At 67.7% G+C, this 13,098-nt stretch carries 8 protein-coding genes; 5 read left to right on the plus strand and 3 right to left on the minus strand.

Annotated features, from left to right (window positions below; all coding sequences use genetic code 11):
- Nucleotides 1-32: 32 nt before the first annotated feature.
- Nucleotides 33-737, minus strand: coding sequence for a GntR family transcriptional regulator (locus tag LG3211_RS01765; RefSeq protein WP_057941336.1), 705 nt, complete (start codon nt 735-737; stop codon nt 33-35).
- 614 nt (nt 738-1,351) lie between these two features.
- Between LG3211_RS01765 and LG3211_RS01770 the strand changes: the two genes are divergently transcribed.
- The gene (locus LG3211_RS01770) at nt 1,352-3,997 is read left to right on the plus strand and encodes a collagenase (RefSeq protein WP_083512243.1); all 2,646 of its coding nucleotides are present in this window, start codon (nt 1,352-1,354) and stop codon (nt 3,995-3,997) included.
- Nucleotides 3,998-4,205: 208 nt separating this feature from the next.
- On the opposite strand, the gene LG3211_RS01775 is transcribed toward LG3211_RS01770, so the two are convergent.
- Entirely contained in the window at nt 4,206-5,174 is a 969-nt protein-coding gene (locus LG3211_RS01775; protein WP_057941337.1) for a LysR family transcriptional regulator, read from the minus strand.
- Between the two features lie 135 nt (nt 5,175-5,309).
- Here LG3211_RS01775 and aceB point away from each other — a divergent pair, with 135 nt between their 5' ends.
- The 4 genes from aceB (at nt 5,310) to LG3211_RS01795 (ending at nt 12,474) form a co-directional block, all read left to right on the plus strand.
- On the plus strand, nt 5,310-6,941 hold the full coding sequence (gene aceB, locus LG3211_RS01780; RefSeq protein WP_057941338.1) for a malate synthase A: 1,632 nt from the start codon (nt 5,310-5,312) through the stop codon (nt 6,939-6,941).
- Nucleotides 6,942-7,019: 78 nt separating this feature from the next.
- Entirely contained in the window at nt 7,020-8,321 is a 1,302-nt protein-coding gene (gene aceA, locus LG3211_RS01785) for an isocitrate lyase (protein ID WP_057941339.1), read from the plus strand.
- 548 nt (nt 8,322-8,869) lie between these two features.
- Nucleotides 8,870-9,919 carry a GGDEF domain-containing protein gene (locus LG3211_RS01790; RefSeq protein ID WP_057941340.1) on the plus strand — a complete coding sequence of 350 codons (1,050 nt, stop codon included), beginning with the start codon at nt 8,870-8,872 and terminating at the stop codon, nt 9,917-9,919.
- 23 nt (nt 9,920-9,942) lie between these two features.
- Nucleotides 9,943-12,474 carry a putative peptide modification system cyclase gene (locus tag LG3211_RS01795; protein WP_187313117.1) on the plus strand — a complete coding sequence of 844 codons (2,532 nt, stop codon included), beginning with the start codon at nt 9,943-9,945 and terminating at the stop codon, nt 12,472-12,474.
- A 179-nt stretch (nt 12,475-12,653) separates the two neighbouring features.
- Here the strand turns inward: LG3211_RS01795 and LG3211_RS01800 are convergent, their stop codons facing one another.
- Nucleotides 12,654-13,028, minus strand: coding sequence for an NHLP-related RiPP peptide (locus tag LG3211_RS01800; RefSeq protein ID WP_057941342.1), 375 nt, complete (start codon nt 13,026-13,028; stop codon nt 12,654-12,656).
- Between the last annotated feature and the right edge of the window lie 70 nt (nt 13,029-13,098).

Genomic DNA, 13,098 nt, shown 5'->3' on the forward strand with positions numbered 1-13,098 from the left:
GCGCAACGCGGGAATTCAAAAGCCCGTTTCGCTCAGTCCGCCGCCGCCACGCGCCGCCGCCGCCGCGGCGTCTTCGCCGGCTCATCCGGCCCGATCTGCTCCAACTGCACGCGCAGGTCGTGCAGGGTGGTGAGGATGTGTTCCGACAGCAGCCGGCTCACCAGGGCCGCATCGCGCTGCAGCCAGGCCTGGAGAATGGCGCGGTGCTCGCTGGCCGCGCGCGCTTCGCGTCCGGCCGGTTCCAGGTGCTTGCGCACATAGCGTTCGGCCAGCACCTGCAGGCGCTCGACCAGTTGCGCGGTGATCTGGCGTCCGCCCGGGCGCACCAGCGCCAGATGGAAGCTGCGATTGAAGCGCACCACCGCGTGGGCGTCGTCGGTGCCGGCGTTTTCCAGCGCCGCCAGCGCCGCACGCGCGGCGGCGTGCTCGCTGTCGTCGGCGGCCAGACTGGCGTCGGCGGCGGCCTCGGGTTCGATCTTCAGGCGCAGCGCGAACACTTCCTCGGCCTCGTTCGAGGTCAGCGCCGGAACGAAGAAACCGCGATTGGGATGCGAGGCCAGCAGGCCCTGCTGTTCCAGTCGGCCCAGCGCCTCGCGCAGCGGAATCTTGCTGATCCCCAGTTCCTCCGCCAGCAGTTCCTGGCGGATCGGCGCGAGCGGCGGAATCTGCGTCGACAGAATCCGTTCGCGGACCACTTCGAAGGCTTGGTCGGACAGCGAACGGGGCACGATGCTCATGCGGTCAGTCTACCCAACCGCCGGCCGCGCTCTACTCCCGTCGCGACGCGAGCCCCGCCGGGCCCCGGCAGACCGTTCGTCGGCGCGGCGCCTGCCCAGCGCCCGGACACGCCAAGCCTGGACCTGAATCACGGAATCGGTGGCTTATCGCTATATCGTATACGTTATACCGATTAGCAGCTTTCCGTGTCGTCGCTATGACACGCAGGGGGAAGGCCGCGGCAGATCGGGCGATCCAGGCCATGAGGGTGGCCGTCGCCGACAGCGGATTCACGCAGCCTGGCCGCTCAGCGGCCGCGCCGGCGCGTGTCCGCGCCCGGTGCCGGTGCGACCGGCCGGGTCGCGTCCCATCGATCGCGGATCCGCGCCGGTCTCCTGCACCGCCGTCGCTCCGTGGGCCCGCGCGGCCGCCGCACGCGCGTACGACGCCGGAGAGCCGACCGCCATCCAACCCGTCCGATCGCTAGCCCGTCCTTGCCAGGCCGCATCCGCAAGGCCGCATTCGTAAGGCCTCACCGCCGCAAGGCGAGACACCACTCCACCACCGGCCCGCCGCGCCGCGCATTCGCGCGGGCGCCGCCGTGCGCCGTCATTGCATTGAAAGGAGATCGTCGATGTCCTTCGTACCCAAACCGACCCAGGCGTTGTTGTTCGGCCTGGCCGTCGCCGCCGCGAGTTTCCTCAGTTACGCCCTGCCGTGGGCGTCGATGATCGAGCCGGCACAACCCGCCGCGCCCGCGCCCGTCGCCCATGCCACGGTAAGCCCGCATGCCGGCGGCACCGCCGCGAGCTCGCAAGGCTCCGCCCCGCGCGCGCAACCTTCGCTGCAAGGCGCATCGCGCCGGCAACCGGCGACCGAGCGCCAGTTGTTCGGCGAACATCAACAAGATCGCGCGCTGGCCCCGGCGCGCCGCGCGCCGCAGCAACCGTTCCTGGTCGATCGCCGCGACAGCGCCTACGACGGCGCCGCATTGCGCCGCGATCTGCTGCGCCGGCCCTCGTTCGCGCGCACCTCGCCGGCGCTCAAGGCCGCGGCCTGCGACGTCAACGCTTTCGGCGCGCTCAGCGGCGCGGCGCTGGTCAGCGCGGTCAAGGCTGCCAGCGCGGATTGCATCAACCAGTTGTTCGGTGTCACCGGCGCCAATGCCTACGCGACGTTCCGCGAAGCGCAGATGGTCAGCATCGCCAGCGCCTTCGCCACCTCGGCGCGCGGCTACGACGGCAGCAACGCCGACAGCACCTTGCAACTGGTGTTGTTCCTGCGCGCCGGCTATTACGTGCAGTACTACGACAGCAGCGTCGGCGCCTACGGCAACGCGCTGCGCGACGCGATCCGTCCGGCCCTGGACGCGTTCGCCGCCAACGCCAACTTCGGCCGGGTCAACGACGTCCACGGCGAGGTGCTGGCCGAGTACGTCACCCTGATCGACAGTTCGACCGAAAATGCGCGCTATGTGTACGTGGTCAAGCGTTTGCTCGACAGCTACAACAGCGGCTACAACGCGTATTACTGGATGAAGGTGGCGGTCAACAACGCCTACACCGTGACCTTCCGCGGCCACCAGGATGCGGCCTTCCGCGCCCTGGTGCAGTCCGACAGTTCGATCGTCGAGACCTTGTACAACTTCGCCGACCGCAACTTCGCCATGCTCGGCCAGGACAACGATTACCTGGTCGCCAACGCCGGCCGCGAGCTGGGGCGGTTCCTGCAATACGACGGCGCGCTGAAGACGCTGGCGCGCGCGCGGGTCAAGACCTTGCTCGACCGCTCCGCGGTCACCGGCCCTACCGCGCGCCTGTGGGTGGGTGTCGGCGAAATGGCCGACTACTACGACGCTGGCAACTGCGCGCAGTACGGCCTGTGCGATTTCGTCGCGCGGGTGCAGGCGGCGGCGCTGCCGATCCAGCACACCTGCAGCGCGACGCTGCGTCTGCGCGCGCAGTCGATGAGCGCGGCCGAACTGGCCTCGACCTGCGCCACGGTGGCCGGGCAGGAAACCTATTTCCACCGCGAGCTCGCCACCGGCGGCGTGCCGGTCGCCGGCGACGGCAATGCCAGCCTGGAAATGGCTGTGTTCGACAGCAGCGACGACTACGCCATCTATGCCGGTGCGATCTACGGCATCGACACCAACAACGGCGGCATGTACCTGGAAGGCAATCCGTCCTTGCCCGGCAACCAGGCGCGCTTCATCGCCTACGAGGCCGAGTGGCTGCGTCCGCAGACCTTCGAAATCTGGAACCTGACCCACGAGTATGTGCATTACCTGGACGGCCGCTTCGACATGTGGGGCGATTTCGCCGCGGCGATGAAGCAAAAGACCGTGTGGTGGGTCGAAGGCTTCGCGGAATATATGTCCTACCGCTATCGCGGCGTGGTCAACGACGGCGCCCAGGCCGAAGCCGCGCGCGGGACCTATGCGCTCAGCCGCGTCTACCAGAACGATTACAACAGCGGCCAGACCCTGGTGTATCGCTGGGGCTATCTGGCGGTGCGCTTCATGTTCGAACAGCGCCGCGATCAGGTGAACGCGATCCTGGGGTATTTCCGCCCCGGCAACTACAGCGGCTACGCCACCTACATGGGCGGCATCGGCGCGAGCAACGACGCGGCCTTCAGCGCCTGGCTGCCGTGCGTGGCCCAGCCCGATGCGCCGGGTTGCGGCACCACGCCGAACCAACCGCCGGTGGCGGGCTTCAACTTCGCCGCCAGCGGCTTGCGGGTGGACTTCAGCGATACCTCCACCGATGCCGACGGCCGCATCGTCGCGCGCAGCTGGAACTTCGGCGACGGCAGCACCTCGACCGCGGCCAATCCCAGCAAGACCTATGCCGCGGCCGGCAGCTACAGCGTGCAGCTCACCGTCACCGACGATCGCGGCGCCAGCCGCAGCACCACGCGCACGGTGACCGTCAGCGACGCCGGCCTGCCCGAGTGCGTGGGCAGCGACATCCGCGTGCTGGGCAAGAACTGCACGCGCAGCAATGTGTCGGGCACGGTCGGCAACTACACCTACTTCTATCTGTACGTACCGGCCGGAACCGCGCAATTGCGCATCGACGTGGCCGGCGGCAGCGGCAACGCCAATCTTTACGTCAGCACCCGCAACTGGGCGACGCGCGAGTCGTATGAGTACCGGTCGACCAATGCGGGCAACACCGAGTCGGTGACGATTTCGCAGCCGTCGGCCGGGTACGTCTATGTCAGCTTGTATGGCGTGACTGCGTTCAATGGCGTGCGGGTGACTACGCGCTACTGAGCGGCCCTTGCCTCAACCTCACCCCGCCCGAACGCATAGCGTTCGGGCGGTTCGGTGCCGCGCGAGCCGATGGCTCGCAAGCAGCGGCCCCTCTCCCCGCTATGCGGGAGAGGGGCTATAAGCGGCTCAGCGCATACCCGCAGGGCGCCACGCTTCCCTTCTCCCGCTTGCGGGAGAAGGTGCCCCGAAGGGGCGGATGAGGGCGCGCTCAGCGATCCGACTGCCCGGTCGCGTAGTAATCCCCGCGCACGAACAAATCCGGCTGGATCAACTCGGTGAACGCGCGCGCCTGCGGCGACAGGTACTTGCCCTTGCGCACCACCACGCCATAACTGCGCGATGGGAAATACTCGGCCAGCGAACGCGCCGACAACCGCGAACGATCGGCATCGGTCAGGCAGATCGCGGTGACGATGCTGATCCCCAGGCCCATCGCCACGTACTGCTTGATCACTTCCCAGCCGCCGACTTCCAGCGCGACGGTGTAGGGCACCCGGTTCTGCTGGAACACCACATCGACCATGCGATAGGTGGTCAAGCGCTGCGGCGGCAGGATCAGGCCGAACGGACTCAGGTCCTGCAGGGTCACCCGGTCGAGCTTGGCCAGCGGATGGTCGCGCGGGGTGATCAGCATCGGCTCGAACCGGTAGACCGGCGCGTAGCTGAGGTCGCCGGGCACGTCGAGCATCGAACCCACCGCCAGGTCGACCGCGTCCGATCTGAGCAGGTCCAGCCCGCCCGCCCCGGTGACGTTGTGCAGGGTCATGCGCACTTCCGGGTGCGCGGCGCGAAACGCTTCCACGATCTTCGGCAGCAGATACAGGATGGTCGAGCTGCCGGCGGCGACGTTGAGATCGCCCGCGTCCAGGCCGCGGATGCGCTCGCGGAAGGCGCCGTCCAGGCTGTCCAGGCCCTCGACCAGGGGTCGGGCCAGTTCGTACAGCTCCTGGCCCTCGCGGGTCAGGGTCAGGCGGCGGCCGCTGCGCTCGAGCAGGCGCACCCCCATTTCGCGCTCCAGCGCCTGCAACTGCAGGGTCACCGCCGGCTGACTGAGGTACAGAGCCTCAGCGGCACGTGAGACTGAGCCCAGCCGCGCGGTCTGGCAGAACGCCCGCAGGGGCTTCAGCCGATCCCCTTTGTATGCAAATCGCGGACTTAGCGAGCGCGTCGTGGCCACATGAAAGTCATATATAAGCTAAGCAAATGATATGCATTGAAAAAACTTGATTGTCAAATACAAGACGGCGCCGCATGGTCTGGGTCCAGGGACACGCTCGTTGGGAGCGGTCCCCATCCCCACAGGAGTCGCACCATGTCGGCAGTGATCGCGCAGTGGCAGGACCATCCCGGGCAACGTCAGCCGGGTGGCGGCATCGAGCTCACGGCCCAGTCGGCCGGGCAGGACGCTCTGCTGACCCCGGCCGCTCTCGAATTCCTGGCCGTACTGCATCGCCGTTTCGAACCCGCCCGCCAGGCCCGCCTGGCCGCGCGCAAACAACGCCAGGCGTTCTTCGACGCCGGCGGCCTGCCCGATTTCCGCGACGACACCGCCGCGATCCGCAATACCGCCTGGCGCGTCGCGCCGCTGCCGACCGCGCTGCTCGACCGCCGCGTCGAGATCACCGGCCCGGTCGATCCGAAGATGGTCATCAACGCGCTGAACTCCGGCGCGAAGGTGTACATGGCCGATTTCGAGGACAGCACCGCGCCGACCTGGGACAACCTGCTGACCGGCCAGCGCTCGCTGCGCAAGGCCGTCGCCGGCACCCTGGACTGGTCGTCGCCCGACGGCGCCAAGCACTACACCCTCAAGCCCTTCGAAGAGCAGGCCGTGCTGATGGTGCGCCCGCGCGGCTGGCACCTGGACGAGAAGCACGTGCGCATCGACGGCGCGCCGATGTCGGGCAGCCTGTTCGACCTGGGCCTGTTCGCCTTCCACAACGCGCAGGCGCTCGCCGCGCTCGACCGCGGCCCGTATTTCTACCTGCCCAAGCTGCAGTCGATGGAAGAGGCGCAGCTGTGGAACGAGGTCATCGGCCACGTCGAAACCGAACTCGGCCTTGCGCCGGGGCAGATCAAGGTCACCGTGCTGATCGAGACCTTGCCCGCCGTGTTCGAGATGGACGAAATCCTGCACGCGCTGCGCACCCGCATCGCCGGCTTGAACTGCGGCCGCTGGGACTACGTGTTCTCGTACATCAAGACCTTCCGCGCGCACCGCGACAAGGTGCTGCCCGAGCGCGGCCAGGTGACCATGACCCAGCCGTTCCTGCGCGCCTATTCGGAACTGCTGATCCAGACCTGCCACAAGCGCGGCGCCCACGCGATGGGCGGCATGGCCGCGCAGATTCCGATCAGCGGCGATGAAGCCGCCAACGAAGCCGCGCTGGCCAAGGTCCGCGCCGACAAGCTGCGCGAAGTCACCGCCGGCCACGACGGCACCTGGGTCGCGCATCCGGCGCTGATCCCGCTGGCGATGCGCATCTTCGACGAGCGCATGCCGACCCCGCACCAGCAGCACGTGCTGCGCGAGGACGTGCTGATCATCCGCGAGGATCTGATCAAGCCGTCCTTCGGCACCATCACCCGCGCCGGTTTCGAGGGCAACGTCGAGGTGTGCGTGCGCTATCTGGCGGCGTGGCTGGAAGGCAACGGCTGCGTGCCGATCCACTGGCTGATGGAAGACGCGGCCACCGCCGAAATCGCCCGCACCCAGCTGTGGCAGTGGCTGCACGCCGACGGCCTGTTCCTCGACGACGGCACGCCGCTGGATTTCGCTTTGCTCGAACGCGCGCTGATCGGCCTGCCGAGCAAGCTCGCCGACCGCTCGAAGCTGCCGGGCGGTTCCAAGCTCGACGAAGCCATCGCGATGCTCGACCAGCTCACCCATGCCGACACGCTGGAAGAGTTCCTGACCCTGCCGGCTTACGAACGCATCGACTGAACGCCGCTGCCGCCGTCGAAAACGATTGACGCCACTACCCCACGTCCAACACGACCCACACGCTAAGGAATCGAAGTCATGAGCCACACGCTGCCGACCGCCGATCAACTCCGCCAGGACTGGGCGACCAATCCGCGCTGGGCCGGCATCACCCGCCCGTATTCGGCCGAAGACGTGGTGCGCCTGCGCGGCACGGTGCCGGTCGAGCACACCATCGCCAAGCTCGGCGCCAACAAGCTGTGGACCTCGCTGCACACGGAGGACTTCGTCAACGCGCTCGGCGCGCTGACCGGCAACCAGGCCATGCAGCAGGTCAAGGCCGGGCTCAAGGCGATCTATCTGTCGGGCTGGCAGGTCGCCGCCGACGCCAACATCGCCGGCGAGATGTACCCCGACCAGTCGCTGTACCCGGCCAACTCGGTGCCGCAGGTCGTGCGCCGCATCAACAACACCCTGCTGCGCGCCGATCAGATCCAGTGCGCGGAAGGCACCGGCGACATCGACTTCCTGCAGCCGATCGTGGCCGACGCCGAAGCCGGCTTCGGCGGCGTGCTCAACGCCTTCGAGCTGATGAAGGGCATGATCGAGGCCGGCGCCTCGGGCGTGCATTTCGAAGACCAGCTGGCCTCGGTCAAGAAGTGCGGCCACATGGGCGGCAAGGTGCTGGTGCCCACGCGCGAAGCGGTCGAGAAGCTGGTCGCCGCGCGCCTGGCCGCCGACGTCATGGGCGTGCCGACCCTGATCGTCGCGCGCACCGACGCCGAAGCCGCCGACCTGCTGACCGCCGACATCGATCCCAACGATCAGCCCTTCACCACCGGCGAGCGCACCAACGAAGGGTTCTACAAGACCCGCAACGGCCTGGATCAGGCGATCAGCCGCGGTCTGGCTTACGCGCCTTACGCCGATCTGGTCTGGTGCGAAACCGGCAAGCCGGACCTGGAGTTCGCGCGCAAGTTCGCGCAGGCCATCCACGCCAAGTTCCCGGGCAAGCTGCTGGCCTACAACTGCTCGCCGAGCTTCAACTGGAAGAAGAATCTGGACGACGCCACCATCGCCAAGTTCCAGAAGGAAATCGCCAGCTACGGCTACAAGTTCCAGTTCATCACCCTGGCCGGTTTCCACAGCCTGAATTACGGCATGTTCAACCTGGCCCACGGCTATGCGCGCCGGCAGATGAGCGCGTTCGTGGAACTGCAGGAAGCCGAGTTCGCCGCGGCCGAGAAGGGCTTCACCGCGGTCAAGCATCAGCGCGAGGTCGGCACCGGTTATTTCGACGCGGTGACTCAGACCATCCAGGGTGGGCAATCGTCCACGGTGGCGCTGAAGGGCTCGACCGAGGAAGAACAGTTCCACGACGCGAAGAAGGCCGCGGCCTGAGTCGGCCGGTTCCTTCCGCCTGACCCGGACAGGTTCAGGCCGGCGCTCTAACCGCGAGGGGCGGTGGGCGCCGGGCCTGATCGCCACCCCGGGATACGGCATAGAAGCGAAGGGCTCTGAGAGGAGCCCTTCGTCGTTTTGGAGACCGGCGCGTTCATCATTTAGAACGGAGTTTTTCTCCCTCTCCCTCTCCCTCTCCCTCTCCCGCGCCCCGAAGGAAGTCACCTTGGGTGGCAAGCGGGAGCGGGGCTCAAGATAGGCATGTCGATGGTCCGCGACGGCACTCTTCCGCACGCCGGCCCGCCACCTCCGTCCGTCGGCATCGCATCGGCCAACGTCCCGCCCGCCGCATTCGCGCCATTACCATGTTGCAAGTGCGAAACGCTGCGTATTCGTAAAATCGTAATGCCCTTGCGGCACGTGGATTAGGCGCTGAATGCGTCGATCCGACAGTGGCCGTTTTGACCCCCTGGCGGCGTTAGCTGCTCAGACCAGGTGCTATCCTGCCGACAAGGCTCCACAGGACGTGGGGGTGCGGGGAGATCGGAATGAATCGCGACACGGCGGCGCCTGCAGTGGGCCGCGAGACCGACAATTCGACTGCGACCGCGGCGCCGACGGACGTGGCGATGGCGGTGCTGACGCCGGGCGAATTCGAGCTGTTCGCCGAGATCGGCCGGCCGCGCCGGATCGAAGCCGGACAGGTGCTGTTCCGCCGCGGCGAGTTGGGCACCACCATGTTCGTGATCGCGCGCGGCGCGATCATCCTCGACTTCGGCGACGACCTGGTCACCAAGCGTCTGGGCGTGCGCGAATTCTTCGGCGAGCTCGGCCTGCTGATCGGCGATCACGCCCGCAGCGCGGACGCGATCGCGGCCACCGACGGTCTGCTGGTGGAACTGCGCCATGAAGAATTCCAGCGTCTGGTCGATCGCGACCCGTCCCTGGTTTCCTACTTCCTGCGCCGCGCGATCATGCGCGTGGTGCTCAACGAGCAAAGCCTGATCCGCCGCCTGCGCCGCCGCAACCAGGATCTGGAAGCCGCGCTCGACAGTCTTTACGCCACCACCCACCAGCTCAACCAGACCGAAGAGCTGATCCGCACCGACGACCTCACCGGCCTGTACAACCGCCGCGGCCTGACCTTGCACCTGCAGGAAGCGCGCGCGGTCGGCATGGCCGAGACGATGGGGCTGGTGCTGATCGACTGCGACCGCTTCAAGCAGGTCAACGACGACCACGGCCATCTGGCCGGCGATCGCGTGCTGCAGAGCGTGGCCAACATCCTGCGCTCGGTGGCCGGGCCGGAAGACATCGCCTGCCGTCTGGGCGGGGATGAATTCTGTCTGTTGGTCGCCGCGCGCACGCGCCAGGACGTGATGCGCTTCGCCGACTTCATCGTCCACACCGTGCACGGGCTGCTGATGATCCCGCAGTCGCCGCCGACCATCTGCCCGGTCAGCGTCGGCGCCTGTCTGATCAGCTCCAAGCACGAATGGAACGACTGGTACGCCCACGCCGACGCCGCGCTCTATCAGGCCAAGCGCCTGGGCGGCAATCGCGTGCAATGGCAGGACGCCGAACTGACGCCGGCATGAGCCACGCCGACAAGGATGCCGCGATGAACGACGCTCACCGACCCAATGCCGAAGGTCCGCAGCTGCGAACGCTGCTGCTGACCGACCTGTGCGACTCGACTACCCTGGTCGAGCGCCTCGGCGACGGGCCGGCGGCCGATCTGTTCCGCGAACACGACCGTCTGGTGCTGGTCCTGCAGCAGCGCTGGCGCGGCCGCCTGATCGATCGCTCCGACGGCCTGCTGCTGTTGTTCGAGCGGCCCATCGACGGCCTCGGCTTCGCCCTGGACTACGCCCGCGGACTGCGCGAGATGGGCACGGCGCGCAAACTCGACCTCAAGGCGCGCGCCGGACTGCACGTCGGCGAAGTGCTGACCTGGCGCAACAGCGACGAGGCGGTGAAGGTCGGCGCCAAGCCGGTGGAAGTCGAAGGCCTGGCCAAGCCGATGGCCGGCCGATTGATGGCGACCGCGCGCCCCGGCCAGATCCTGCTGTCCGCCGTGGCCGAGCCGCTGGCGCATCGCGCCGCGCGCGAACTGGGCGAACGCGGCCAGCAACTGCTGTGGAAATCGCACGGGCGCTGGCGCTTCAAGGGCGTGCCCGAGCCGCAGGAAATCTATGAAGTCGGCGAACCCGGCATCGCCCCGCTGCGCGCGCCGCCCAACGGCCCCAAGGCCTGGCGCGATGTGCCGCTGTGGCGGCGGCCGGCCGCGCTCGCCGCCGAGATCGCGGTGCTGGCGATGATCGGCACCGGCGTGTGGTTCGCGACCCGGCCGCAGCCGGCGATCGCCTTCAACCAGCGCGACTGGGTGGTGGTCGGCGATCTGCGCAACCTCACCGGCCAGGGCGTGCTCGACGATTCGCTGGAACAGGCCTTTCGCATCAGCCTGGAGCAGTCGCGTTACGTCAACGTGCTGTCGGACCTGAAAGCGCGCGACACCCTCGAGCGCATGCAGCGCAAACCCGACACCGTGCTCGATCGCGCGGTGGCCTCGGAGATCGCCCTGCGCGACGGCGCGCGCGCGGTGATCCTGCCGACCGTGGCCGAAGTCGGCGGCCGCGTGCGGGTCAGCGCGGAAGTCATCGACCCGCACACCCAGACCACCGTCTACGCCGAATCCGCCGACGGCACCGGCGCGAATTCCACCCTCGGCTCGATCGACACCGTGACCGCCGCGCTGCGCGAAAAGCTCGGCGAGGCGATGAAGTCGATCGAACGCGATTCCGAACCGCTGCCGAAGGTCGCCACTTCCAATCTCGACGCGCTGCGCGCCTATGCGCTGGGCCTGAAGGCCTACGCCAGCCGCCAATACCCCGAGGCGTTGCAATATTTCCAACGCGCGATCGACATCGATCCGAAGTTCGCCCTGGCCTATCTGGGCGCATTGCGCGTGCACACCGGCGCGGTCGACAGCCGCATGGGCCGGCCGTTCCTGGACAAGGCGGTGTCGCTGCGCGATCACCTGCCGCCGCGCGACGGGCTGTATCTGGACGGCTGGGTCGCCGAATTCGGCCCGCATCCGAGCGCGCAGGCGCCGGCGAAATGGAAACTGCTCGCGACCTTGTACCCGGATTACTACGGCGGCCACTACAACTATGCGTGGGCCTCGTTCCTGGTCAACGATTTCGGCGAGGCGCTGCGCTTCGCCAAGGCCGCCTCGGTGCCGCAGAACGCGTTTCGCGGCAACGCGGTAGAGCTCAGCGCGCGGGTGCAGCTGGCGCAGGAACAGTACGCGTCGGCGCTGCGCAGTTTCGAGCAGGCCGCGAAGATCGAGCGCTACGGCCCCAATCGTCGCCACGCCGCCGCGCTGGCGGTGATGAAGCGGTTCAAGGAGGCCGATACGCTGCTGAGCCAGTTGCCTACCGGCACCTTGCTCAAGGCCGACGTCACCAACGAGTTCGAGCGCATTTCGGTGCCGGTCGATCAGGGCCAGTGGGATCGCGCCCGCGAGGTCGCCGATCGCGCCGCCGAGGCGGCGCGCAAGGCCACGCCCTTGCTCGCGGACGAATTCGAGCTGATCCGGCTGTCGGTGCTGTCGTTGCAAAAGCCGCGTTCGGTAGACGCGGCGCGCTTCGAAGCGGTGCTGCGTTCCTCGCTGGAAGGCGCGCGCGACGTCAGCAACCGCGACCGCAACATTCAGTTGTTCCACGCGCTGGCCGCCGCCTACATGACCCAGCGCGAGGGCCTCAGCGCGATCGCCGCGCGCTGGCTGCCTGAGCTGGAAAAGGTGTCGGCGGACATCGACGACCCGATGGCCAGGCAACTGCTGCAGGTGGTGCGCGCCGGCCAACTGCGCCTGCAGGGCCAGCCCGAGGCCGCGGTGAAGATGCTGCGTCCGCTGCTGGCGGACGGGCGCGAACTGTTCCAGGTCCGGGTGGCGCTGCGCGACGCGCTGCTCGCCGCCGGCCAGGACGAACAGGCCGCGTTGGAATCGAAATGGATCGCCGGTCATCGCGGCCGGGCGTATATGGAAGCCGCCGGCGATCTGGCGCTGCAGACGGTCAACGTCGCCGATACGAACCTGGCGGCCGGCGCGATGAGCCGGGGCGGCCAAGTCGTCGCTAACAGTCGCTGACAAACCCGATCATTTTCCTCTCCGCTGGCCGCCTAAGGTGACGTCTTTCGGGGCGGGGAGGAGAGGCCGCGCTTGTGAGCCAATGGCTCGCGCTCAGCATCCACTCACCCCGCTGGCGGGGTGAGTGAATTCATCAAAACTCTTGCCACCAGGCTTCGTCAGAAGCGCTCAATGGGGTTTCAGGCCGTCGGGTTTCCGTCGCCCGAGACGCTCTTCAGGAAGTCGCCGACCCGGCCGGCTTCGAAGGCATGCGGATTGTTGTGATTGCCGGCGGCGGTGAGCAGGCGCTGCAACTCCTCGCGCGCGGCCTGGATCTCCTCCTTGGACGCGATCTTCTGCGTCTCCATGCAGGCGAAGGACGTGGTGGCGTCGCCGGCGGGCGCAGCGGTCTTGCCCTGCGCGCCCGGAGCGGGCGCCTTGTATCCAAGCTCGGCGAGCGCCGCGCCGGGATTCTTGTGGAAGGAATCGCGGAATTGATCGTCGCTGCTGAGCAGCTCGAGCAACTTGTCCACGACGGCCGGGTCGAGCCCCGGGTGACCTGATGAATTTGCCATGTTTGGTTCCATTCCCCTGTGCAATGCCCACTCGGGGCGTGACGAGCGTCGAATCTAACCCTGAGGGGTT

Source organism: Lysobacter gummosus (genome assembly GCF_001442805.1).
Lineage (GTDB): Bacteria > Pseudomonadota > Gammaproteobacteria > Xanthomonadales > Xanthomonadaceae > Lysobacter > Lysobacter gummosus.